The 25401-nt window shown below is 39.7% G+C and carries 25 protein-coding genes; 12 read left to right on the top strand and 13 right to left on the bottom strand.

Annotated elements, in window-relative coordinates:
* Positions 1-26: 26 nt before the first annotated feature.
* From H5158_RS08285 to lptD, 7 genes are all read right to left on the bottom strand, one after another.
* Entirely contained in the window at positions 27-2042 is a 2016-nt protein-coding gene (locus tag H5158_RS08285; protein ID WP_149982095.1) for a methyl-accepting chemotaxis protein, read from the bottom strand.
* Positions 2043-2175: 133 nt separating this feature from the next.
* Positions 2176-2991 (bottom strand): symmetrical bis(5'-nucleosyl)-tetraphosphatase, encoded by an 816-nt coding sequence (locus tag H5158_RS08280; protein WP_182739820.1) that lies wholly within the window; start codon positions 2989-2991, stop codon positions 2176-2178.
* Between the two features lie 203 nt (positions 2992-3194).
* On the bottom strand, positions 3195-3584 hold the full coding sequence (gene apaG / locus H5158_RS08275) for a Co2+/Mg2+ efflux protein ApaG (protein ID WP_145235442.1): 390 nt from the start codon (positions 3582-3584) through the stop codon (positions 3195-3197).
* On the bottom strand, positions 3568-4377 hold the full coding sequence (rsmA, locus tag H5158_RS08270) for a 16S rRNA (adenine(1518)-N(6)/adenine(1519)-N(6))-dimethyltransferase RsmA (protein WP_145235444.1): 810 nt from the start codon (positions 4375-4377) through the stop codon (positions 3568-3570). The genes apaG and rsmA overlap by 17 nt, the downstream gene beginning before the upstream one ends.
* Entirely contained in the window at positions 4374-5366 is a 993-nt protein-coding gene (pdxA, locus tag H5158_RS08265; protein WP_182717156.1) for a 4-hydroxythreonine-4-phosphate dehydrogenase PdxA, read from the bottom strand. The genes rsmA and pdxA overlap by 4 nt, the downstream gene beginning before the upstream one ends.
* Before the next feature lie 3 nt (positions 5367-5369).
* Complete coding sequence (gene surA / locus H5158_RS08260; RefSeq protein WP_149982092.1) at positions 5370-6665, bottom strand: peptidylprolyl isomerase SurA; 1296 nt, start codon at positions 6663-6665, stop codon at positions 5370-5372.
* A 36-nt stretch (positions 6666-6701) separates the two neighbouring features.
* Positions 6702-8948: an LPS assembly protein LptD gene (gene lptD / locus H5158_RS08255; protein WP_182717155.1), complete on the bottom strand. Its 2247-nt coding sequence runs from the start codon at positions 8946-8948 to the stop codon at positions 6702-6704.
* A 103-nt stretch (positions 8949-9051) separates the two neighbouring features.
* Between lptD and H5158_RS08250 the strand changes: the two genes are divergently transcribed.
* Genes H5158_RS08250 through djlA form a run of 3 tightly spaced genes read left to right on the top strand, consistent with a single transcriptional unit; the run spans position 9052 to position 11623 of the window.
* Positions 9052-10056 carry an aminoglycoside phosphotransferase family protein gene (locus H5158_RS08250; RefSeq protein WP_182717154.1) on the top strand — a complete coding sequence of 335 codons (1005 nt, stop codon included), beginning with the start codon at positions 9052-9054 and terminating at the stop codon, positions 10054-10056.
* Positions 10056-10727 carry an N-acetylmuramate alpha-1-phosphate uridylyltransferase MurU gene (gene murU / locus H5158_RS08245; RefSeq protein WP_182739819.1) on the top strand — a complete coding sequence of 224 codons (672 nt, stop codon included), beginning with the start codon at positions 10056-10058 and terminating at the stop codon, positions 10725-10727. Before H5158_RS08250 ends, murU begins: the two co-directional genes overlap by 1 nt.
* Positions 10728-10750: 23 nt before the next feature.
* A complete protein-coding gene (gene djlA / locus H5158_RS08240) occupies positions 10751-11623 on the top strand; it encodes a co-chaperone DjlA (protein ID WP_149982088.1) in 873 nt (290 codons plus the stop codon).
* Here the strand turns inward: djlA and H5158_RS08235 are convergent.
* On the bottom strand, positions 11606-12535 hold the full coding sequence (locus tag H5158_RS08235; RefSeq protein WP_182739818.1) for a DUF3530 family protein: 930 nt from the start codon (positions 12533-12535) through the stop codon (positions 11606-11608). The two genes, djlA and H5158_RS08235, sit on opposite strands and share 18 nt — an antisense overlap.
* A gap of 76 nt (positions 12536-12611) precedes the next feature.
* On the bottom strand, positions 12612-13265 hold the full coding sequence (gene rluA / locus H5158_RS08230; protein WP_182739817.1) for a bifunctional tRNA pseudouridine(32) synthase/23S rRNA pseudouridine(746) synthase RluA: 654 nt from the start codon (positions 13263-13265) through the stop codon (positions 12612-12614).
* Positions 13266-14750: 1485 nt separating this feature from the next.
* Between rluA and H5158_RS08225 the strand changes: the two genes are divergently transcribed.
* Positions 14751-15650, top strand: a complete 900-nt coding sequence (locus H5158_RS08225) for a Dyp-type peroxidase (RefSeq protein ID WP_149982085.1) — start codon at positions 14751-14753, stop codon at positions 15648-15650.
* A gap of 19 nt (positions 15651-15669) precedes the next feature.
* Here the strand turns inward: H5158_RS08225 and argR are convergent, their stop codons facing one another.
* The gene (gene argR / locus H5158_RS08220; protein ID WP_145235470.1) at positions 15670-16137 is read right to left on the bottom strand and encodes a transcriptional regulator ArgR; all 468 of its coding nucleotides are present in this window, start codon (positions 16135-16137) and stop codon (positions 15670-15672) included.
* Between the two features lie 224 nt (positions 16138-16361).
* Here argR and mdh point away from each other — a divergent pair, with 224 nt between their 5' ends.
* A complete protein-coding gene (gene mdh / locus H5158_RS08215; protein ID WP_145235472.1) occupies positions 16362-17297 on the top strand; it encodes a malate dehydrogenase in 936 nt (311 codons plus the stop codon).
* 80 nt (positions 17298-17377) lie between these two features.
* Here mdh and ispB read toward each other — a convergent pair whose 3' ends face one another.
* Entirely contained in the window at positions 17378-18349 is a 972-nt protein-coding gene (gene ispB, locus H5158_RS08210; protein ID WP_182739816.1) for an octaprenyl diphosphate synthase, read from the bottom strand.
* A 422-nt stretch (positions 18350-18771) separates the two neighbouring features.
* Between ispB and rplU the strand changes: the two genes are divergently transcribed.
* From rplU to H5158_RS08175, 7 genes are all read left to right on the top strand, one after another.
* Positions 18772-19083 (top strand): 50S ribosomal protein L21, encoded by a 312-nt coding sequence (rplU, locus tag H5158_RS08205; RefSeq protein ID WP_006794538.1) that lies wholly within the window; start codon positions 18772-18774, stop codon positions 19081-19083.
* 16 nt (positions 19084-19099) lie between these two features.
* Complete coding sequence (gene rpmA / locus H5158_RS08200) at positions 19100-19357, top strand: 50S ribosomal protein L27 (RefSeq protein ID WP_064665557.1); 258 nt, start codon at positions 19100-19102, stop codon at positions 19355-19357.
* 141 nt (positions 19358-19498) lie between these two features.
* A complete protein-coding gene (cgtA, locus tag H5158_RS08195; RefSeq protein ID WP_149982083.1) occupies positions 19499-20653 on the top strand; it encodes an Obg family GTPase CgtA in 1155 nt (384 codons plus the stop codon).
* 85 nt (positions 20654-20738) lie between these two features.
* Positions 20739-21218 carry a type 3 dihydrofolate reductase gene (folA, locus tag H5158_RS08190; RefSeq protein WP_220491262.1) on the top strand — a complete coding sequence of 160 codons (480 nt, stop codon included), beginning with the start codon at positions 20739-20741 and terminating at the stop codon, positions 21216-21218.
* A 79-nt stretch (positions 21219-21297) separates the two neighbouring features.
* The gene (locus H5158_RS08185; protein WP_145235479.1) at positions 21298-21675 is read left to right on the top strand and encodes a DUF3718 domain-containing protein; all 378 of its coding nucleotides are present in this window, start codon (positions 21298-21300) and stop codon (positions 21673-21675) included.
* A gap of 137 nt (positions 21676-21812) precedes the next feature.
* Positions 21813-22514 (top strand): DUF3581 domain-containing protein, encoded by a 702-nt coding sequence (locus H5158_RS08180; RefSeq protein ID WP_149982081.1) that lies wholly within the window; start codon positions 21813-21815, stop codon positions 22512-22514.
* A 97-nt stretch (positions 22515-22611) separates the two neighbouring features.
* Positions 22612-23859 (top strand): DEAD/DEAH box helicase, encoded by a 1248-nt coding sequence (locus H5158_RS08175; protein ID WP_182717146.1) that lies wholly within the window; start codon positions 22612-22614, stop codon positions 23857-23859.
* Positions 23860-24057: 198 nt separating this feature from the next.
* On the opposite strand, the gene H5158_RS08170 is transcribed toward H5158_RS08175, so the two are convergent.
* Together H5158_RS08170 and H5158_RS08165 are read right to left on the bottom strand one after the other, a co-directional pair.
* Complete coding sequence (locus H5158_RS08170) at positions 24058-24726, bottom strand: hypothetical protein (RefSeq protein ID WP_182739815.1); 669 nt, start codon at positions 24724-24726, stop codon at positions 24058-24060.
* Positions 24723-25220 (bottom strand): hypothetical protein, encoded by a 498-nt coding sequence (locus tag H5158_RS08165; RefSeq protein WP_064665912.1) that lies wholly within the window; start codon positions 25218-25220, stop codon positions 24723-24725. Before H5158_RS08165 ends, H5158_RS08170 begins: the two co-directional genes overlap by 4 nt.
* Between the last annotated feature and the right edge of the window lie 181 nt (positions 25221-25401).

Below are 25401 nucleotides of genomic sequence, written 5' to 3'. Positions count from 1 at the left end.
GCTTTGTTGTTTTAATTTGCTTTGCCCTAGACTTTGAACTCATCTACAGACAGGCGTAACTCTTCGGCAAGTTTAGCGACCTCAGAGCTTGATATATTAGTCTGATTAGCTCCCTCAGCGGTTTGTTCTGCAATGGCTACGATAGACTCAAGGCGCTCGCTAATCTCTTGTGAGACTTGTTGTTGCTCTTGTGCTGCAGTCGATATTTCTTCACTCACATCATGTGCTAAAGCAACCGCTGAGGTGATTGAATCCAGTGCTGCGTTGGCTAGGTCTGATTGTTCTACACAAGAATCAGCTTGTTGCTTGCCTTTAGACATTGCAGTCACGGCTGCTTCCGCGCCTGTTTGCAATGATTCTATCATGGCTTGAATTTCTTGAGTCGAGGCTTGTGTTTTACTAGCCAATGAACGAACCTCATCAGCAACAACGGCAAAACCACGACCTTGTTCACCGGCACGTGCTGCTTCAATAGCTGCATTAAGTGCTAGTAAGTTAGTTTGATCCGCGATACCACGAATAACATCAAGAATACTACCAATCGAGGCGCTATCTTGATGAAGCTTATTAATGACTAGTGAGGCTGATTCAACTTCACGAGCTAGCTGCTCAATGGTCGATTTATTCTGGCTAGAAATACCCTTAACACGTTCAGCTTCTTTATCGGCATTTTTGATTTCTTTAAGTGCCTGTTGTGCGCTATTACTCACCGTTTGTGAGGTACTGCTCATTTCTGTTGTCGCTGTTGCCGCTTGTTCTACCTGTGCTTGTTGATTACGAATTGCTTGGCTTGATTCACCGGTAATAGCAGACGTTTCTTCTGAGGCCGCAGCAAGTTGTGTGGAACGAGATATAATGCCTTTGATCAAGCTGCGTAAGCTGGCTATAAGTGTATTACAACTACGCGATAGCTCACCAAATTCATCTTTAGCCGTATCATCAAGACGTTGTGTCATATCGCCACTAGCAACAATATCAAGAATGCGGTTAACTTCTGCAAGTGGTTTAGTAATGCGATTAACTGTTATATAAGCCACGATTATAGCTAGTAAGGTAGCACTTATCATACCAACCCAAGTCCATAAGTTGGCTGAGTCGACGTCGATCCTAACTTCTTTTTGTAATTCAAAAGCAACATTACTCGCTTGAGCGACTAACTCGTTGAGTTGTTTTAATGCAGTTGCCGTAGCTTGCTCGGCCTCAGTAAGTTCCGTTTCAGTCATTGCGATCACATCAATTAAACGCTTTTTATTAGCTGAAATACTATTGTTGCCGAGAATGTTATCGCGAATAGAGACAAAGTAGTTGTTTAGATCGTTGTATAAACCCGGCTCAGCGGCTTCAACAACCGGTTTGAGTAGCTTTAAACTACGCTCAATTTCTTCTAAATAATAAAGCTGCTCATTTTTGACGATATCTAAGGTATTTTGGGTTTTAACTGTCAGCATGTCAGTGCTGTTAGTCACCAAAGATAAAAAGTTATTTTCTAATTTATTAGCTGCTTGATAGGCTCTGCTATCACTGCTTTCTAAACCATCAATATCGATAATATCCAAAACCACAGAATTAGCATCTTCCGCAGCAAGCTCAATAGTTTCTAACTGTGCTCGTAATGATTTATTGAGTTCTAATTGAGTTTTTTTATCTTTTAATAAATCTTCTACTAATTTAATAAAACTTTTGTAAGTTCGTTCCACGCTTTGACTACTTTGATTTAGTTGAGCATTGTCACTGACAACTTGTCGTAATTGCGAGTAAGATTTATCAAAGCGTTGTTTTTGTTCGAACACTGATTTTTCAATTGGCGCAAGCTCTGCAGCTGAAGTGGTATAAAAGCTTGCTTGGGCAGCTTTACTCATTAAGATAAACTCAACCTGAAGTTCAGAACTTTGTTCCAGTGCAGGCAATGATAATTGATTTACTTGCTGCGCTGAATTATTAATATTTGCGATTCTGAACAGTGAATTACCCCCAATTAAAAGAAGTAATAAGGTGATACAAATAAAACCACCCCAAATACGCTGGCTGACAGTTAAGTTCATATAAAAATTCCATAAAGAGAGTAGCAATTAGACTTTATCGGCTTTATTGCGGATAAGTTAAGTAATTAAATTTAATTACTTTTAACATTTATAACTTTAAATCTAACAGAAGATGAGTTTTTTTTCAGGTTATTTAGATAGAATTAGCTGAATTAATGCTGAATAATTGTTTGTTTTTTAATTCTAGCAAGGTCATAGCTCCACCCCACACACAACCAGTGTCTAAAGCGTAGATATTTTCATGATCTGTTACACCTTCAAGAGCAGCCCAATGACCAAAAACAATATATTGTTTAAAAGTTGTAAATCTTGGGTGCTTGAACCAAGGGATCATTGCAGTAGCGTTAGCAATACCACCTTTATAGCTTAACTCTAATTGTTCATCAAGGGTTAAAAATCGCATTCGAGTAAAGTAATTTATAATATAACGAAACCGCTCAAAGTCATTGAGTTGTTCACTCCAAAGGCTAGGGTGCTGCTCATACATATGTTTGAAAAAATCGCGCGCATTCTCACCTTGATAGCAGGATTCAGCAAATTGTGCATGTTGTAGAGCCTGTTCAATTGACCATGCAGGGTTGAGACCGGCGTGGCTAATAAATACCTGTTCTTTTTCAAGCCATAAAGCAAGTGGTTGCTGCTGTAACATGGCTATATAAGCAGGTAGCTTTGTGGAATCAAGCAGGGCGGTGAGCTTGTCTTTAGGATTAGCGGGTTTATCTAACATGTAATTGGCAATCAGGTGTAAGTCGTGATTACCCAAGGTAACGGTGATGCTATCTTGATGTGTATATATATAATCTAGGCAGGCAAGTGAGTCGGGGCCGCGGGCGACAATATCGCCCACTAAATAAAGGTGATCTTTGCTTGGGTTGAAGTCAACTTGCAGCAACAAAGCTTGAAATTCTTTATAACAACCTTGTAGATCACCTATTGCATAATTTGCCATTATTTAACCTAAATTCGGGAGAATAAATCTATCTCCTGTGGCTATTTTCAACGATAACTGCGTTGAATCTACTTGCAATAGGCCAGCTATTGACGCGTAAATTCGCCTTGTTATCTCTGAAAATCTCCGACAGGACAGCTTAAAGGCTAGTTATATCATTAAATCAATGCGTTAATAAATATCTTAACCCGATTTCAGGTTATTTAATGTAAAATATTAGGCAGTGATAAACGAAAAACATTAATAGGTGCATCAAACTCTGTACCGAACTCATTCTTCAAGGTGTAATAACCTTGCATCGTTCCTACGGGAGTATCTAGCACTGCACCACTGGTATATTTATAGCTTTCACCAGGACCAATAGTTGGTTTTTCACCGACTACGCCTTCACCTTGTACTTCGATTTCTTTACCATTTGCATCAGTGATCAACCAATAGCGGCTAATTAACTTTGCGCTGCATAGACTGTGATTTTTAATGGTAACGGAATAAGCAAATACATATTTATCAAGTTCAGGTTGTGATTGACCCTCAACATAAAATGTTTCTACCGATACTTTGATGGGTGAGCCCAAATTACTGCTTGTTGTCATAAATCCAATTAGCTATATCAATAAATTGTTGTAACGAAAGGCTTTCAGCACGCAACGTGATATCTATACCAATGCTAGTTAATTCATCTGCGGTGAGTAAATTAGCTAAGCTGTTGCGCAGTGTTTTGCGGCGCTGATTAAAGGCCTCTAAACACACAGTGTTAAGAATTTTAGTACTTTTTGCTGTACGTTGCTCTGGCTTTTTCGGTATTAAACGAATAACGGCAGAATCAACTTTCGGTGCTGGTTTAAAACACTCTGGTGGTACTTCGATGACAGGCATTGCATTACAGTAATACTGTGTCATTACACTCAAGCGACCAAATGTTTTACTACCAGGTCCTGCTACCATGCGTTTTACCACTTCTTTTTGTAGCATAAAATGCATATGCTCAATGTTGTCGGCAAACTCGAATAAATGGAACAGTAACGGTGTTGAAATATTGTACGGTAAATTACCAAACACTTTTAGTTTGTTGCGGTCAGCTTTGATCAAACTTGAAAAATCAAATTTCATTGCATCACCTTGATGCACAGTAAGCTTAGGCCCTAAAAAAGGATGCTCAGTTAAGCGCTGGGCTAAATCTTTATCTAGCTCAACAACCGTTAAGTGGCCACTTAGCTCACTTACCGGTTCAGTGATAGCACCTAGACCAGGACCGATTTCAACTAAATTATCTTCAGGTTTAGGATCAATCGCGGTGACGATTTTATCGATGATCATCTCATCACATAAAAAGTTTTGCCCAAAACGTTTGCGGGCGCGGTGTCCTAAATGTACTTTATCTGTCATTGATTTTGTGCTTTTTCATGGGCGAGCTTAATTGCTTCGCGGATCGCTAATTCAAAACTACCAACATCAGCATCACCAGTACCGGCTAAATCGAGCGCCGTACCGTGATCAACTGAGGTGCGTATAAACGGCAAACCAAGGGTGATATTAACCGATTTGCCAAAACCTTTGTATTTTAGCACAGGTAAACCTTGATCGTGATACATTGCCAGCACAGCATCAGCTTGTGATAGATATTTGTCTTGGAACAAGGTATCAGCAGGCAATGGCCCGATTAAATTCATACCTTCACTATTTAGCTGTTCAATGGTTGGGGTGATGGTGTCAATTTCTTCACGCCCTAAATGGCCATCTTCACCCGCATGAGGGTTAAGCCCACAGACTAAAATACGTGGTTTTTCGATACCAAATTTAGTTTGTAAATCATGGTTTAAAATACCCGCAACTTTACTTAAACGCTCACTTGTAATAGCACGTGATACATAAGCTAGTGGGATGTGCGTGGTCACTAGTGCAACTCTTAAGCCTTCAGTAGCTAACAACATCACCACATCAGGGGTGTTTGATTGCTGGGCAAAGTATTCGGTATGGCCGCTAAATGAAATACCAGCTTTATTGATAATACCTTTATTAACAGGGCCAGTTACAACCGCAGCAAACGTACCATTCATATTTTTTTCGCACGCGATACGTAAAGTATCGAGTACGTATTGGCCGTTGGCATCATTTAATACACCCATTTCAACTTCGGCACCTAAATCAACTTGGTGCAGATAGACACTCCCTGCTGGAGCGATTGCTGCTGCTGCGTTTTCATCAAATGGAATTAAATTGATTGTTAAACCAAGCTGTTTGGCTCGCTGTTGTAATAACTGCTTATCAGCAATCACAACCAGCTGCGCAGGCCAATCATGCTGTGCAAGTTGCAACAGTAAATCTGGGCCGATCCCGGCAGGTTCGCCGGGAGTAATTGCAATACGTAGAATCATTGGTTATTCATCAATTGGGAAAATTTCAACATGGGCTTGCTCACGCATTTCTTGCTGCCAGTTAAAGCTTTCTTCTTTAAATTTACGATTAAAGAGCATGCCATGAGCACGGTTACGTTTAGCTAGTTCGGTTTTATCAGCAATGCGTTTGTCTAATAGCTGCACTATATGCCAACCAAATGTGGTTCTAAACGGGTCACTGATCTCATTTTTATCAAGTGATAGTAGGGCGTCTCTAAACTGTGGCACATAGGTTGTAGGATCTGTCCAATCGTACTCTCCACCTTTAAGTGCAGAGCCTGGATCTTCTGAATACTCTTTAGCAAGCTCACCAAAATCAGCTGTACCTGCGCGTAACTCTTTGGCAAAACCATTTAGCATATTGCGGGCTTTTTCTTCACTTAAGATAATTGACGGCTTGATTAGGATATGGCGAGAACGAACTTCAGTTGTTTCAACAACCTGGCGACCACGAATATCTTGCACTTTAATGATATGAAAACCAGCGCCAGAGCGTAGCGGGCCGATAATGGCATCTTTTTTAGTGCCTTTCACTGCTTCAGCAAATAATGACGGCATTTCATTGATACTCATATAACCTAGCTGACCACCTTCAAGAGCTTTTGAACCACTTGATGATGAAATAGCGATGCGTTTGAATTCTTTACCTTCTCGTAAAAATTCGATGACTTTATCGGCACGAGTTTTTGCGCTAGCAATTTCATCCGCAGTGGCATTATTTGGAATATCAATGAGGATATGACCAATGTCATACTCTTCCGTATTTTGACCTTGGCTTTCCATTATTTTTAAAAGGTTATCAACTTCTTGCGGGCTAATATAAATACGACGATCTACGTTTGCGCGCATCACTTGTTGAGTAGTAATTTCTTTACGAATTTCTTCACGATAAGACTGGAAACTCTCGCCTGACGCTTCAATCGTACGGCGCAAGTCTGCAATTGTTCCGCCCTGCTCTTTAGCCATACTAACCAAAGTTTGATCCAGTTGACTATCAGATATTTCTAACCCCATACGCTCGGCTAATTGCATCATCAGCGCTTGATTTACTAAGCGCTCCATTGCTTGAATGCGTAGCGTATCATCCGAAGGTAATTCTTGTCCTTGCTCTTTAGCTTGGGTTTTTACACGGTTAACTATGGTGTCAACTTCACTTTGTAAAATAACTCCTTGGTTTACAATACCAACCACCTTGTCTATTTCAACAGGGGCTGCGAAAGCGCTTTGGTATAAACCAAGCGTCAAAAATGCTGATGCTAATAATTTTTTTAAATTCATACTTTTTCTAATACTCTTGCTAATAGTACGGTAATACTAGTTATTAAGAAAATACGGTCTACGATAGCCAAAAATACCTTGTTGTAATAATTTTTGTGCATCATAACGGCTTTTACTACCTAACCCTTTTAAGACAATATTAAACCCAATGCTTGAATCAAAAGTGGCTTGTTCTTGGCCTATCGCTTGATTTAAATCAGTTGCGATTTGGCGACGACCGGTAATTTGAAAGGCCCAACAGCAGGATTCATATTGCAATCCGCTGAACACCTCGACACTACGACCGCTTTCTAAATCGCGATGATAGCTACTTACAAACTGCCATTGATCACTGAGCGGAATGCTAGTAAAAAAGCCAACTTGTTCGATTGTATTGCCTGAGACATCATTTGCATAGCGATGGTTCAATTGTACCAGCTGATTATCGTCACCTTTATAATCTAAAGTCACATTTGACTGGATAATCTGCTTTCCATCGGTGTCATACTGAATTCCGCCTGATAAATACCAGCGGCGGTGCCAATGTAACATGGTTTGTGCGGCAAACAAGGCATTATAGTTGGTATCTGAGTTTAACCCTTGTGATGTTGGCTTGGCAGAGTCACTTAAATAAAATATTTGACCAGCACTAAAATTAAACAATTCTTCGCTTTTATTATTAAATAAACGCGTGGTTGCACCTAATGTAAATTGATTCGCTGCGGCTATACGATCAACGCTTGAGAAGCGACTATCACGGAATAAACCAAAAAAATCATCTTGTAGTTTTGTCGTATCGTATAAACCTATATCGGATTGATCTTTATTTGGTGTATACAAATATTGCACTTGTGGCTCTAAGGTTTGAATCCCATCATCAGCGAAGATAGTGGTATCACGCTCAAAGTTTAATTGGCTGTATAAACGCACTTTAGGCAAAGTACGTGAAACTGATTTAGCATAATCGGTATTAGCTAAATCACCTTCTTGCTTATAGTTAGTGTGCAGTACGCTAAATTCAGATAAAAACGACCAAGCATGCTCTTGATAACCATAACTTACTTTGGGTTCGATGTGCACTCGAGTGGCTTTTTCTATGATTGCTGTATCATTAGTAAAGTGGCTCAGTTCACCGTCTAGGGTCAGTTCAATATCCTGAAAACTAAATGGTGCTGTTTGTGAAAAGCTAATTTGTGGCCATGCCGCATACGATTCAAGATGATCACCGAGCACTTCAAAGTTTTGTACTTTAATATCTGTACGCCAAGTATCACCTAAGTGTGATAACGAGCCAGTACGATACAGTTGGGTGTCAGTACGTGTTGCGTAATTAGAACCCAAATCAGTGAGATAGTTATCATCGCTGACGTTGGTTATATCAACATTTGCACGCCAGTTTTCGGCAAAATAACTTTGTTGTTGCCAGTGAAATAGAAAGCGCTCTTTGAGTTCTGGTTCGGAGTCGTCTTTGTCAAGGTATTCAAGTGCTACGAGACCTTCATTGATATCACTTAAATAACGAAACTCGGTTTGCAGCTGTAAGCCTTTTTTAGACATATAGCGAGGTGTAATCGTGGCATCAAAGTTTGGTGCAATATTCCAATAATATGGAGTAACAGTTTCTACGCCGTAGCGATCTGAACTGGAAATATTGGGTGTTAATAAGCCTGATTTTCTTCGATTATCAATTGGGAAAGTGAAATAGGGTAAATAAAGTACTGGCGTATCCATAATACGTAATACCATATCATGGGTTTCGCCCCAGCCTTCTTCACGGGATAATAAAATTTGTTCAGCTTGAATTGCCCACACGGGCGTATCGCTTGGACAGGTAGTAAAGCTTGCGTTCAGCAGATCTAAGCCAGACTTATTAATGGTGAGCTTTTCTGCACCGCCGTGTGCTTGTTGATCCGTCAGCTTATAATCGGCACCAAGTAGGCTGATTTCAGAACTATTTAAATCAGCATTAAGACCTGAGCTATTTACTTCACTGATAGTGTCACGGTAAGTAATAGGGCCAGTTGCATTAAGTAACCCACGCTGTTTGTCAATTAGCGCACTTTGTGCGGACAAACTCATAGTAAGGGTGTTAATATCAACATTACCGGTAAATTCTGCGCTTTGGGTGCCAAGCAGTTCAATATCATCTGAACGGATATCGATCATGCCTAAGTCAAGGCCAGCAAGCGGTTGCCAAGCTCTGGTTTGCATTGAATTGCCACAAAAGTTGTGTGTCAGTTCAGTTTCGGCGAACGATGGTGCGCTGATCACACTTAGCATCATCATGCCCCAGGTTTTGCTCATTTATTAACCTTAATATGCTGTCGTTGGATGTAAGAATGACATAATAAAGGAAAACAATGGCAAATACAGTAATTGACTTAGTGAAAAATAGATATCTTGTAAAATGAATCGTTATAAAAGTTTACAGCAGTTTTTAAATCCGCACTTCGAAGATGAAGTATACCAGCTAGCTGCGATCACCGGAGACGCCAGCTTTCGTCGTTATTTCCGCCTAAATCGCGGTCAAGATAGCTATATAGTTATGGACTCAGATCCAGCTAAGCTCGATAACACTCCTTATATAGAACTCAACAAAGTTTTTTCTGAGCATGGTTTCAAACTACCAAAAATATTACATGCTGATGAAAAGCAAGGGTTCTTCTTATTAAGCGATTTAGGCAACACACATCTTGCTGATATGCTGGATGATAAAGAACGTATCAATCACTATAAACACCTTATAAAACTTAGTGCACAATGGGCAAAAATGCCGCCTGTTGAGCACATGAAAGATTTTGATCGGGCATTTTTAGAATTAGAACTAAGTATTTTTTTAGAATGGTTGGTAGAGAGATTTTTAGAGCTAGAAGTTACTGCTGCAGAACGTAATTTATGGCAAACGAGCTGTGAGTTATTAATTGAAAATATACTCGCGCAACCTAGCGTCACCGTACACCGTGATTTTCATAGCCGTAATATTATGCACAGTGAACAGCAATGGGCAATTATTGACTATCAAGATGCCGTGCAAGGCCCGGTATGTTATGACCTGGTATCGTTACTGCGTGATTGTTATTTTAAACTTCCTCACGATGAACTTGAATACTTACTTGAGCATGCATTTGCTGAGTTTGAGCAACAGGGCTTGCTCAGTAACATCAGCTTTGCAACCTTTAAACAATGGTTTGATTTAACCGGTATTCAACGCCATTTAAAAGCGGCGGGTATTTTTTGCCGGTTAAATTTACGCGATGGTAAACTCGGTTATATGGATAATGTATTACCGACACTGCGCTACATTAGTGATGTGGCGCAAGATCATTCATCGTTGGTGGAGCTGGGTAAATGGATCAACAGTAAGATTATTCCTGCTACCTTAGTCGCACTTAATAAAGTGCCAACTAAATAATGAAAGCGATGATTTTAGCCGCGGGTCGCGGTCAGCGAATGATGCCACTTACCGCAGAATTACCTAAACCTATGTTAAAGGTGCAAGGAAAACCATTAATCGAGCATCATATTGAGCGACTAAAAACAGCAGGGATCACTGATTTTATTATAAACCTTGCTTGGCAAGGAGATAAGATCCGTGCTTACTTTGGCGATGGTAGCCAGCTTGGAGTACATATTGAGTATAGCCAAGAGCCTGAGCAGGGATTAGAAACTGCAGGTGGTATTATTCAAGCATTACCTTTGCTTGGTGAGCAATTTATTGTTATTAATGGCGATATATTTACCGACTATGATGTTAGTTCATTACTGCATATTCACTTAGATGCGGGCGAGGCACATATTGTGTTGGTTGAAAATCCAGCCCACAACCCAAATGGTGACTTTACGTTGCGTCATCTAAGCGCAGATAGCCCCAAGTATACATTTTCTGGTATTAGTCGCTTTCATCAGCAATTTTTTGCAGGAATTACAGCGGGTACTCATCGCTTAGGGCCATTATTAAAAAGTAAATTGGCTGAGCATGTTGTCTCTACGGAGCTTTACATAGGTAACTGGGACGATATCGGAACTCCAGAACGATTAGCTCAATTGAATGAGTTGTTGATAGAGCAACAACTCATTAAGTAATTCACATATAATAGGAGCGCCTCATGTGGGGTAAAATTTTAGGTGCCTGCTTTGGCTTTATGTTTGGGCGCATTATAGGCTTATTTATAGGCTTATACCTGGGCCATATGTTTGACAAGAGTTTAAAGCAGAACTTTGATAAAGCCGGCGGCTTTTCAAGCTTATTTAAAGGCGATGATGATATTAATCAGCGCCAAGCGTTATTTTTTACTAGCTGTTTTGGAGTAATGGGGCACATTGCTAAGTCAAATGGCCGCGTAAGCGAAACCCACATCCGTGCTGCCAGTTTATTTATGGATGAAATGGGACTCACTGGTGATGATCGCAAAGAGGCACAAGATGCGTTTAAAGCGGGAAAAGACGCTGATTTTTCATTAAAAGAAACTGTTTTCGATTTTAAAGAGCGTTTTGCTCGTCGCCATGATTTATTACAACTGTTTTTAGAAATTCAAATCCAAATGGCGTTTTCTGATGGGGTGTTAGCTGCGCAAGAAAAGGAGCTACTCCAAGAGGTAAGTAAGTTATTAGGGATCTCTAAAACTCACTTTGCATTTGTACTTAAACGTTACCAAGCTGAATTTTCATTTCGTCAGCAACAACAACGCTATCAACAGCAGCAACAACGTCAACAAGGGCAAAGCAGTAGTTATCGTGAAGGCTCAGGGCATCATGTACCGCCAAATAGTGGCATGAGCCGTACTCAAGCGCTGGCTTTGCTGGGGTTAAATAATGAGGCGAGTGAACGAGAAGTAAAAGTAGCGTACCGTAAATTAATGGCGCAGCACCATCCTGATAAATTAGTTTCTCAAGGTTTACCTAAACATATGATGGAACTGGCAGTCAAGAAAAGCCAAGATATTCAAGCCGCTTACGAATATTTAAAAAAGGCGGCGTAAAAACCCGTCTACTTCTTTGGTCAAGCGCTCATGTTGCTCAGGCTCAGAGCGCAAACCAAACAGCTCACGTTGGCGGTAATCATATTTACTGTGACGTTTAACCCAGCGTTTTCTATCCGCCACACTCAGCAGTAAGTCCGGGTTATCTATGTTGTAGTAAATATCCAATAACGGCGGGCTAATAGTCGATATAATCGCGTTAAGTTGTTGGTTACGTTTACTGTTTGGTAAATAACTGCTAAGGCTGACAAATGCATCTATGTTGGTATTTGGATATTCGCCATAGTGTTCGAGCAATACTCCCGCAGAGGCACCTTGTGCAATAACAACAATTTTCCCATCTTCATCCAATGCACTTTGATACAACGCATTAAAGCGTGCAATTAAGTTGAGTTTATAATTATCTATTATCGCATTGCTTATATGAGCGATAGCATCAACATGTACAACAGGAGTGGCTGTGTCAGCTGATGGTTCGCCATTGTCTGAACTTGTAGTTTGCTTAGCCGCTGCAGGTTCAGTTGTTTCACTTGCATCCGCAGGTGGCGCTGCTTGCCAATCAATATCGGGTACCGTCATAGCAATTGTGGCATAGCCTAAATCGTTAAGTTGCGTGCGTAAAAAGTTGAGCCCGTTGTTATTGGTAGGTAAGTGTTGCCAATCAGGGATAATCAATACCACACCGCGCTGCTGGGCACTCATGTGTTGGCGATATAAACTTAAAAACTCAGTATCACCAGCGAGTAGCGGTTTTAGTTCATCTTGCGGCATTAGGCGTGATAAATCATTACTGCTGATTGTTGACCATGGTGTGGGTGCAATAAAGTCGGCTGCTTGGGCTGGCATGGCCAAGAAAGTCGCGTAAACCAAACTAATTAATTGCCATACTTTAAACTGTTTGCCGATAGCCATATAAACCACCACGATGAATCAATAAGTTGTTATCGGCGTGTACAGCAAAAAGTTTAGTGTGATTTTAAGCTCGTAATTAAAACTCTGGCTCAGCTTCAAAAGTCATAATTTGTGCTGTTCCCGGGTGAGTGAGCCGTAGCATTTGTGCGTGCAATTGCAAGCGCGGGGCAGCAGCCAGTGCATCAGGGTGAGCATAGAGCCTATCGCCTAAAATAGGGTGTCCCAATGACAACATATGCACACGTAATTGATGTGAGCGTCCGGTAATAGGGGTAAGTTCCACACGAGTGGCGTGCAGCTCATGCTCCAGTACAGTGTAATGAGTTAAAGAGGGCTTCCCCTTGTCATGATCAACCATTTGCTTAGGGCGGTTTGGCCAATCACAGATCAGCGGCAAATTGACTGATCCCGTTAATGGCTCTAGTTTACCGTACACTCGTGCAACATAGCGCTTTGCAGTTTGGCGTTCTTGAAACTGCATACTTAAATGACGATGAGCCGCTTTATGCATTGCTAAACAAATAATTCCAGAGGTTGCCATATCTAAGCGGTGAACTATTTTTGCCGTAGGAAAAACACGGTTAACGCGAGCTATCAAACAATCGGCGTGTTTAGGATCTTTTCCCGGCACAGTCAAAAGTTCACTGGGCTTGTTGACGATCAGTAAATCATCATCTTGAAATAAAATGGTTAAATACGGATCTAATGGAGGATTGTAGTTAATTAACACGGCCGACCTCAATGATTTATGAGCGCGCTATTTTAGAGAAGTCATCGCTTATACACAATCAATAACTAATTAGATTAGACGCGAGAGTATTAATGAGCGAGTTAATTGGCAAGTAGTAGTTAAGCTGAGGGTATTTTTGGGCAAAAGAAAAGCGCGAACTATCTCTAGTCGCGCTTGCGGAATCTTCTAATTTTTTGCATCCTGCAATTGAACTTAATCAACTCCTAAACTTTACTTATCCATGTGATCACACTGTTACTTATTCGTTCTGCGTGATATAGGCTATCCGTGCCTCTGTCCTATGTGCTTCCTTTTGATCCTTTTTGGTAATCTCTATTACCAGTCCTTTACGCATCGTCCTGATGCTATCCCTTAGTTAACAGTTCCATTGCGATACCCTTTAGGGCCTGTCCATCTGTCCGCTTTTATAACATCCTGTTTAACAACTCTCTTGCGAGCCCTGTTGTTATTCCTTTTCGCATCATCTTGACGCTGTCCGTATATTTACTATCCTTAGTGCTACTCATCCTGAGCCTGTCCGTGAATCCATTTTTTCCTAACGTAACCTTTAATTCGAGGTTTATGAGTAATCATTCCTTGTCCGTTTACTCATTTAAGCGTCACTGCTTAACCGATGAAGTAAGTATAGAGAGTATCGGCAAACAAAATAGGCTAAAAATAGTAATGAAAATACAGTCATTATTTTGAAATTTAATAATAGTTATTATATTTCATGTGGTTAGTTTGTTTTTAGACTTTTTTTATGATGCTTTATACTCAATAGCTGTCATAACCGTGAGATATATCGCACAAGTGATTTCCATTATGGGCGTGGTTGCCTTTAATAGTGGATGTAATTGTAGTGTTGCTTAGACGATTTCTAATCGTATATGGTTTAAGTTTATTGCATATATCCCTTAAATGATTAAAAACCAATATCTATTAAGGCGCTTTGTAATTCTTTAAAATAAATGCGACTTGCCGATAAATTAGCGGCTATGAATTGTGGGGAAATTGCTCAACAAGACACGTTTGAGCCGCTATTTAGCGCTTCAAGCTCAAAGGTAGTTGCAGAATTTCTTGGTCAGGGCATATACTTGGGTGCAGATGTATTAACAGCAACTGAATATCGTACTGCTTACGGGGGCTGAGTCATTAGTTACTTATCGTCGAGTAAAGCAAGTTGGGTAACTTTGTGTTCGCCCATACCATCTTGAGTTAATACCTTTTCAATCACAAGGCTGTAGTGCAAATACGGTGACTATTTTAAACCGTCGTTTTGTTGCTCTGCATTTTGTGTATAAAGTTATGAACGATGGACAATAAATTGAAGTTGCTGTTTAGTTGGGCCAATCATTTTAGCAAATGAGTAGGTGACAATAAAAATAACACCACACACGGTTAACTTTTTCGCAGATTAAGTGTTTTAGTATTTTTAATTTCATTAAAAACGCCGTGTATGAGATTTTGAGTTAAGGAAATATCATGGCGCAAGCGCAATCTGGAATTTGTGCTGAAGCAAACTTGCACGGTTTACATTTGTTTTTTAATGTATTTGATGGCCACGATGAGTCATTACGCAAAAAATTAAAATACGTTAGCGCTATCCAAGATGAGTTTTCAGATCAGTTTTCTGAATCGATGCTCTCCAGCCTAGTTGCAGTAGGGGCGCAGTACTGGCCGCATATTCTGCCTGAATTTCTGCCTAGTGAATTACAGAGCTTTCCTAATATTACTCATAATGATCATATTATGGGGGCTCAGCCTTTTGATTTATTTGTCCAAATTCGTTCCGATAGGGAAGATGTAAACCATTTATTTGCTTTGCAAATTCTCAAGTTATTTGCCCCCGATGTTGAATTGGTTGAGCAAGTGAGAAACTTTCGATTTTTAGATGGTCGCGATTTTAATGGTTTTATACTCGGTGGTGACACTCCTCATGGTCGCCAAAAGCGCATCACAGCGTTAATCAATAAACCCAACCATTTTGAAGATCAAGGCAGTTACGTACATATACAGCGCTATAAGCATGATTTAAGTGTGTGGCAAAACCTACCACTGAGTGAGCAAGAACAAATAATGGGACGCACTCGCTTAGATAATACCTTGATTATGCCAGCGACTGAAAATAGTCATGCTGTACGCACTGAGTTAAAAGATGAGCAAGGGCAACCACTGCAATTAAATCAAAACATGCCTTATGGTGACGTTTACGAACAGGGTATATTAGCGATTAGTTATGCAGCACAGGGAAATGCATTTGAGCAAGTATTACGAAGTCGATTAGGTGATGGCGATTGCTACGATCATTGGCTTGATTTTACTCAAGCCGATATGGGGTCTGCGTTTTTTGCCCCATCAATTAACTTTTTAAAGCAGCTGTAAAAAGTTTGAATCGGTAGACTTATACCGTATCAAATAAAATACGCACGCGTTCAAGAGTTACATCAATTTCAGATACTTTAGCTGGAGCGATAAAAATAGTATCGTCACCAGCAATGGTGCCTAGTACGCCATCTGCTTTACCTAATGAATCTAATAGCCGAGCAATTAATTGTGCAGCTCCTGGGCTGGTTCGAATAATGATCATCATTTCGTTATGCATTATATCAATCACTAACTGACGTAATGGGCTTTTCGCTGTAGGTACGCCCATTTCAGCAGGCAAACAATAGACCATTTCTTGTTTGGCATTACGAGTGCGTACCGCGCCAAACTTGCTTAACATCCGCGACACCTTACTTTGACTAATATTATCAAAGCCTTGCTCTTTTAGGGCGTCAACAATCTCACCTTGTGAACCAAAGTTTTCTTCTTTTAAAAGTGCCTTAAAGGCCTTTACTAATGCTTCTTGTTTATCTTGTGGTTGCATATTATAGGTTCTTATTCATAAGTGATGCGCTAATTGTACACAATATTGCATACTTATGCAGTAGTTGTTTGCTTTTGCGATGGATTTTAGTGCTGTAAACCAGCAAGTTTACAACTATGGTCTAAATTATATGTGAAATAAGCAGGATAAATTTGTCTTTAGTCGTTAATTTCATTATCTTTAGAGCCACAAATATTTCCTACCTCAAATTACGGAGAATTCCAATGAAAGTTGCTGTATTAGGTGCTGCTGGCGGTATCGGCCAAGCGTTGTCTTTATTATTAAAAACAGGCTTACCAGCTGGTTCTGAATTATCACTTTATGATGTTGCTCCAGTTGTTCCTGGTGTTGCTGTTGATCTTTCTCATATCCCAACAGACGTTAAAGTTGCAGGCTTTGGTGTTGATGCACTAGATCAAGCGTTAACTGGTTGTGATATCGTTCTTATCCCTGCTGGTATGCCACGTAAGCCTGGTATGGACCGCGCTGATTTATTTAATGTTAATGCTGGTATTATTAAAACATTAGCAGAAGGTATTGTTGCTAACTGTCCAAAAGCATTAGTGGGTATTATCACTAACCCAGTAAATGGCACAGTGCCAATTGTTGCGGAAGTATTCAAAAAAGCAGGTACTTACGACGCGAAACGTGTTTTCGGTATTACCACTCTTGATGTGATCCGTTCAGAAGCATTTGTAGCTGAACTTAAAGGTGTTGACGTTGCAACTGTGAAAGTACCAGTAATTGGTGGTCACTCAGGCACAACAATCCTTCCGTTACTATCTCAAGTTGAAGGCGTTACTTTCACTGATGAAGAAGTTGCTGCGCTTACTCCACGTATCCAAAATGCAGGTACTGAAGTAGTAAATGCAAAAGCTGGCGGTGGTTCTGCAACATTATCAATGGGCGCTGCTGCTGCACGTTTTTGTATGTCTTTAGTTAAAGGCTTACAAGGTGAAGACGTTGTAGATTACGCTTACGTTGCTGTTGAAAATGGCGATGCTGCATACTTTGCACACCCAGTACGTTTAGGTAAAAACGGCGTAGAAGAAATTCTTTCTTACGGTGAACTAAGCGCATTTGAAGAGCAAGCTAAAAACGACATGCTTGATACGCTGAAAAAAGACATCCAAGAAGGTGTTGATTTCATCAACGCTTAATTGCTAAGACGATTGATACAAAAAAGCCTGCATTTGCAGGCTTTTTTATGCTCGAAGGATTTTTATACATTAGGTGTTTATTAGTGATTACGATCAACGGCAATACGAGCCAAGCTAACGAGTGCTTCTTTATACGGTGATTCATCTAATACAGATAAACACGCAATCGCTTTATCAGCTTCTTCGTTGGCTTTATTCATCGTAAACTCAAGTGCTTTGGTTTCATTGAGGGTACTTAGAATAGCTTCTAAGTGATCCATACCATTACTGTGCTCAATAGCATCACGGATCAACTGTACTTGCTCAGCATTACCGTGGCGCATAGCATAAAGTAGTGGCAGGGTAGGTTTGCCTTCGGCCAGATCATCACCGATGTTTTTACCTAACTGCTCAGCATCAGCATTGTAATCAAGTACATCATCCACCAATTGAAAAGCGGTTCCTAAATGCATACCGTAAAGATTAAGCGCTTGCAGTGTCGAGTCGTCTTTTTCGGTAATAATCGCAGCAAGGCCTGTTGCAGCTTCAAATAATTTAGCTGTTTTAGAGTAAATTACCTGCATGTAGCTATCTTCGGTGGTATCAGGGTCGTTACAGTTCATTAATTGCAGTACTTCACCTTCGGCAATCACGTTGGTTGCATCAGCGAGTATTTGCATAACTTGCATTTTACCAATACCAACCATTAGCTGAAATGAGCGGGTGTAGATAAAGTCACCAACAAGTACACTGGCTGCATTACCAAACTCAGCATTTGCCGTCGGTGTTCCTCTGCGTAAATTTGATTCATCAACGACATCATCATGTAGTAATGTAGCTGTGTGAATAAATTCAACAATAGTTGCTAAAGTAACATGATCTTTGCCTTCATAGCCAAGTGCTTTAGCCGCTAAAATAGCCAACATAGGGCGAACACGCTTGCCGCCGCTGTTTACTATATATAAGCCTAGTTGATTGACTAATGCTACATCAGAGCGCATTTGCGCGTAAATTAGTTGATTGACGTCATTCATATCGTTTTCGATTAACGCCTGGATAGCTTTTATATCCATTGATCTCCGAGCCAATTTTAATGGGTATACGGGGCTGATTGTACAACAAAAAACAGCTTTGCTCGACAGTTTGTGACGATTCGCTGAAAAAACACGGTTAAGTAGCTTAATTTAGCCTTAATTAGTAAAGATAACTTTTATATTTGAGAAAATTTACGGTAATTCAACATGGTTGTTTTTTATTCTTAGCGCGTGTTTGTTCGTGGTGTAATTTATTTGTCATGAAACGCTAAAAAGGCTTGGCATAATGCCAATTTAATATAAAATAGGTGAAAATATTGAATCGCCTTCAATGCAGCTATTTTTTATTCATTTAATTAATAAAACAGGCTTGCTAGTTTTTGCACATTAGCGTAAACTTCGCGCCCTATTGAATAATATTTTAGTTGCGTCGATTTGAGGGCGCACAGACGGAGTTAATTATGTACGCGGTTTTCCAAAGTGGTGGTAAACAGCACCGTGTGACTGAAGGTCAAACAATTCGTCTTGAGAAATTAGACGTTGAGACTGGTGCAGCAGTTGAATTTGATTCAGTACTTTTAGTTGCTGATGGTGAGAAAATCGAGATCGGTGTACCGTTCGTAAACGGTGGTAAAATAACAGCTGAGGTTGTTTCACATGGTCGCGGTGAGAAGATTAAGGTTGTTAAATTTAGACGCCGTAAGCATTCTCGTAAGCAAATGGGCCATCGTCAATGGTTCACAGAAGTTAAAATCACTGGCATTAGCGCTTAATTAGAGGTACTTAGAAATGGCACATAAAAAAGCAGCTGGTAGTACTCGTAACGGTCGCGATTCAGAAAGCAAACGCCTTGGTGTTAAGCGTTTTGGTGGCGAATCAGTTCTAGCGGGTAGCATCATTGTTCGTCAACGTGGAACTAAATTCCATGCTGGCACAAACGTAGGTATCGGTAAAGACCACACTATCTTCGCAAAAGCAGATGGTAAAGTTCAGTTTGAACAAAAAGGTCCTTTAAACCGTAAATACGTAAGCATCGTATCTGAGTAATCAGAATCGGTTCTTAAAAAACCCCGCCTTTGCGGGGTTTTTTGTTTTGAAAATAAATATATACCTAAGCCAAGCCTGCAATCAGCTTGGCTTAGGTATATAATAGTGAAATTAACAAGCCAATCCCTAAAGTGAGTAATCATGAAGTTTGTAGATGAAGTAGAAATTCGCGCAGAAGCTGGAGACGGTGGCAGCGGCATCGTATCTTTCCGTCGTGAAAAATATGTCCCAGATGGTGGACCAGACGGCGGTGACGGTGGAGATGGTGGTAGTGTTTATCTACAAGCTGATGAAAACTTAAATACCCTTATCGATTATCAGTTTGAGCGTTTTCATAGAGCTGAACGTGGTACTAATGGCCGCAGTCGTAACTGTACCGGTAAAAAGGCTGATGACTTATATGTGATGGTGCCTGTAGGTACTCGGATCATGGATGTTGATACCCAAGAAGGTCTTGGTGATTTAACTCAACATGGTCAAAGAATTTTGGTTGCAAAAGGCGGTTTCCACGGCTTGGGGAATGCGCGTTTTAAATCAAGTACTAACCGAGCGCCTCGTCAAAAAACATTGGGCACACCAGGTGAAGTACGTAACCTTAAACTAGAGCTATTATTATTAGCTGATGTTGGTTTATTAGGTTTGCCAAATGCAGGTAAGTCTACTTTTATTCGTAGTGTATCGGCAGCGAAACCAAAAGTAGCTGATTACCCATTTACTACGCTGATTCCAAATTTAGGTGTGGTACGTCCAGAAGCAAATAAATCATTTGTTATTGCAGATATCCCAGGGTTAATCGAAGGTGCCTCTGATGGCGCTGGCTTGGGTATTCGCTTCTTGAAACATTTAGAGCGTTGCCGTGTATTACTGCATATTATCGATGTAATGCCTGTCGATGGTTCAAACCCAGTAGACAATGCATTTGCAATCATCAATGAGTTGCACCAGTACAGTCCTAAGCTGGCTGAAAAACCACGTTGGTTAGTATTTAATAAAATAGACTTATTACCTGAAGATGAAGCACAGGCGCTATGTGAGCAAATTGCTGAAGAGTTAGGCGAGACTGAAAATATTTATCATATTTCTGCAATTAATAAGCTAAATACTCAACCATTAATTCATAACATCATGACGCTACTCGATAGCATGCCAAAAGAAAAATTTGTGCCAATTGAAGATGAAGAAGTTGAATTCAAATGGGATACTTATCATAAAGATGCCACTAAGAAGAATGATGACGACGACTGGGATAGTTGGGATGATGACGATTATGACGTTGAAGTTGTCTATGAGCGTTAGACTAAAGTAAATTATTTTAAAAGGAGCTGGTGCTCCTTTTTTCTTGTTTAATAAAAAAGTATTAGGTTTTAATGTGAAGATTTCAATGATTGCAGCTATGGCTAAAAATAGAGTGATTGGCCAAGATAATAATATGCCATGGCATTTACCTGCTGATTTACAGCATTTTAAAGCGGTTACTATGAATAAACCAGTAATTATGGGGCGCAAAACATTTGAGTCAATTGGTCGCCCTTTACCTGGTCGACGCAACATTGTTATTAGCCGAAACACTGACTACACTGCAGCTGGAATTGATGTTGTAGCATCCCCAGAGGCCGCTATTTCATTGGTGTGTGAGTCTGATGAAGTAATGGTGATTGGTGGCGGGAATATATATCAACAATTTTTAAAAAGTGCCGATACACTTTATTTAACGTTTATTGATCTTGATGTTGCAGGAGATACACAGTTTCCTGATTACGAACAATCAGCAAACTGGCAAGTTGTAGAAGAGCTGTATAATCAACCGGATGATAACAATATTTATGGTTATAAATTTGTCACATTGGATAAAGTTAAGTAACATTATTGCGGTTAGGCTTATAGGTTGATACAATATTAAACAACTAGGGTAGTTATAAAGTATTACACAAGGGTCTACAATGATAAAATTATCAACACTCGTTATTGCTGCAGCTGTTATTTCTGGTTCTGTTGCTTTTAGCGCGCCAGTAAAAGCGGATGATCAGTTAGCTGTTTCAATCTGTGAATACATAGCTGCGGACGATAAAAACCGTTTACGTGATAAGTTAAAAAGCTCACGTGTAAAAATTCGTAATATTTATGATGCAGTACAATGTAATGGTCTTAACTTGCTACGTCATGCAGTTGCCAGTAATGCCGTAGATACCGGTGAATATATTGTGAAAAACTTATCTAAAAGCTCTTTAGAAGATGGAGCAGATATAGCATGGGCCGAAGCAAATGGTCATGGCGGTTCTGCATTAATACCAGCAATTAAAGAACGTGCTGGTTTATAAGTTATAATAAATCATTAAAAAAGTCGCGATATCGCGGCTTTTTTGTATCTGAAACAAAAGTTTAACAGATTCGACCTCTATTGTAATTTTATCTGGTAGAATAGGCAGGTTATAAGCAGTTTAAGCAGTGAACAACTATGTTAAGTCCTTTTTATCAGCAACATGCTGATTATGTCTCTATTTCTCGTGAACAAGGGTGTCGTTTCGCAAAGTGCGTTGCTGATGATTACAATCCACTTCATGATAAAGATGCAAAACGTTTTTGTGTGCCTGGAGATTTATTATTTTCATTGGTATTAAGTCGTTATGGCATCAGTGAAAAAATGGAATTTACCTTTGCCGGCATGGTTGATGAGAATACCAAACTCAACTTCCCTGAGGGCGCAGATGAGTTTGATATTACCAGTGGCGATAAAGTCATGCTGAAGGTTAAGCGCGAAGGTAAAACTAGCCAGTGCCAAACACTCACCGATAGTCTAATAAAAAATTATGTTGAGTTTTCAGGTACAACTTTTCCGCATGTTATTATTCCACTTATGGGCAAACAAGATGTCATGATCAACCCAGCTCGCCCTATGATTATCTATGAGTCAATGTTGATTAATCTCGATACATTAGAGATCCATGCACCGACGTTAGAATACGCAGAGCCGAGTTTTGAATATACAGGCAAGCGTGGGAAAATCACTTTGCGCTTTAACTTGTTAGAAAATGGTGTAAAAGTCGGCTGTGGTGAAAAGCACATGTTGGTATCAGGTATTCAACAATATTGCCAAGATACGGTGGATGATCTAATTACCTTCTATAACCAACGAAAAGAAACCCTCAAACCAGCTTGAACATTTAGCAAGCTTAGAAAGGCGCTGCAAAGCGCCTTTTTTGTTATTCGCTTTGGGCGTACAATAGCGCCATTATTTGTTACACAAAGCTAAACTTATGTCTGCGACTACTTTCTCTGAGTTAAAACTCGATCCTGTACTGCTTAATGCACTTGAACAAAATCAATATCATACCCCTACGGCGATACAGCTAAAAACTATTCCGCTGATTTTAGCTGGTCATGATGTTATGGGGAGTGCACAAACAGGAACAGGTAAAACAGCTGCTTTTGTATTACCTCTGTTACATAAATTACTTAATACACCAAGTAAAGATGAGCCAGGTACTGCTCGAGTACTTATTTTGACACCAACTCGAGAGCTTGCTCAGCAAGTCTTTGCTAGCTTTGAAAAATACGCGCAAGGTACTGATATTAAAGGCGCGCTTGCTTATGGTGGTGCCAGTATTGGCCCGCAAATTAAAGCCATGAAAGATGCACAAGTTGTAGTGGCAACGCCAGGGCGATTGCTGGATCACATAATCAAAGGCAGCATTAAACTATCTAGTGTTGATTCACTGGTGTTTGATGAAGCAGACCGTATGCTTGATATGGGCTTTATTGACGAAATTAAACGTATATTGCGCCATGTTCCCAGTGATCGTCAGACCTTACTATTTTCAGCGACCTTTGACGATAGTGTATTTGAGCTCAGTAAAAAGTTATTAAAAGATCCAAAACTTGTTGAAGTCAATAAACGTAATTCTGCGGCTGTAGAAGTTGAGCAAATCATTTACGCGGTTGATGAAGACCGTAAACGTGAGCTTGTCTCGCACATGATTGGCATGAAAAACTGGCGCCAAGTACTGATCTTTACTCGCACAAAGCAAATGGCCGATCAACTCGCCAAAGAAATGTGTAAAGATGGCTTAAAAACACAGTCAATTCATGGTGATAAATCTCAAGGTGCACGTGATAGAGCACTGCAAGATTTTAAAGAAGGTACCACTCGTGTACTCGTGGCAACCGATGTTGCAGCTCGGGGTCTAGACATAGCGTCGTTAAAGTATGTGATTAACTTTGAACTACCTTATATAGCTGAGGATTATGTCCACCGTATTGGCCGCACTGGGCGCGCTGGCGAGCAAGGCTTAGCGATGTCATTAGTCAGCCTTGACGAGCAGTGGTTACTTGAAGAAATTGAAGTGTTGCTTGATACTCGTCTAACGCCGCAGTGGTTAGCGGGCTATGAACCGGATCTAAATAAAAAGCCCAAAGATAATCGCAAAAACTCTAATAAGTCGCGAAAAGACCGAGATAAAAAACGTATTACAGGGCAAAGAGCACCTAGTAGACGCCGTAAATAAAAGCTTTCAGTTTTTAGTTATCAGCTGTCAGTAAAGCTCTAGCACGGCGCTAAAACGAGCGCCGTAGCTTTATTGTTTTATATGCTAAATTCAGTAGTCAATAGTATTAATAATAAAGCGCGATATAACTTTACTAAGCTAGAGTGCCCTCTAAAAAGATAAATTTTTAAATTAAAATCGCAGCTAAAGGTTCTTACTTCAATTTAGTGTAGTTATTTCATATGGTTTATCTGCGGATTTTTTCGTAACCATAATAAGCTTAAACCCTTTACCAAATGCATCAATTACCTGCCAGTCAATACGAACTAATGCGTCTTGAACTTTATCAGCATTGAAATCGCCTGTGGCAACAACGTAGTAAAACATCTGATCTGTTTCTGTCTCAACCTTTATTGCTCCACTAATGTCCAATGATGTATTAAACTTTTTATGGTATTCACTTAGTGTTTTACCTCGCCTTTGGCTTTTATCATGTTTATTAACATAAGGGTAAGCTGTAGCAGGAAGATTGCTAATATCCTTTTTATCAAGAATTTCCTGTAAATAACTGACGTTTGAACTTTTAGCTTGGGAGTACTGTTTTAATGCGGCACAGTTCGCTTTCAACATCTGTAACAAATGAAATTCGCTCACTGTTATATCATCAGAAGCGGTTTCTTCTACTTGTTTACAGGTAGAAAAGTGTACATTCTTCTCTGAACGTAAAGTTAAATCATAATTTAATTTAATGCTCTGGTAATCCATCACAATTTCAGATTCTAAACCTGTAAAATAATTAGTAAATAATTTAGGTTTTATTTCATTAGCAGATAATTTTGAGCAGCTAACACAGATAAATATCGATAATACTAATGATAAGTTTTTCACGGTGTCGTTACCTTTATGCTGTTAGCCGCAGATAGCTTTGCTCTTACGTAGTTATTTCTTTCTGCGCTGAGTTGAGGACGATAGCTTTCTTTAGCTGCTTTAATCCAATCTCCAGTTTTGATTGCTTTATCAAACTCAGTAAACTTCGTGACAATTTTTACTGCACCTAAGTTAAAAATCATATCAAATAATGCGACTTGTATATTTTTGTCTAATTTATCAAAATCATCATAATAACCATTAGACTTTTTATATAGAGTAGAAAGCTCTCTGTAAAAAGAATCCATATGTTTGTCTAGTTGGCGTGTAATTTCTACATCTTTAATTATGAGTGTAGTAAATTGCTTATACCATTCAGCTTTATAATTTCTTTTTTGTTTAGCTATTGTTTCAAATTCTTTTTGCTTTTCTAGAGGAGTTGCAGGAGGACCCGGTTGATTGTTAACTACTTTATTCATTGGGAGCAGGGTTGCAGCTTGTTTGTTTTTTATCATATGACCTACGCCTGTGGTTACATAGCCCTGAGAGTCTAGATAAAAGTGATTAATTTTTTTCTCATATTTTATAATGTTTTTAATTACTTCTTATTTCACCTGTGGATTTAATGGCATTTAAAATTCCTTTTAATAGTATTACCTAATTAGCATACAAGAATACTTAAAATTACCTAAAAAA

This window comes from Pseudoalteromonas sp. SR45-6 (assembly GCF_014163545.1).
Lineage (GTDB): Bacteria > Pseudomonadota > Gammaproteobacteria > Enterobacterales > Alteromonadaceae > Pseudoalteromonas > Pseudoalteromonas rhizosphaerae.
Note: the sequence above shows the minus strand (reverse complement) of the source record. Positions and strands in the feature narration are given on the sequence as shown.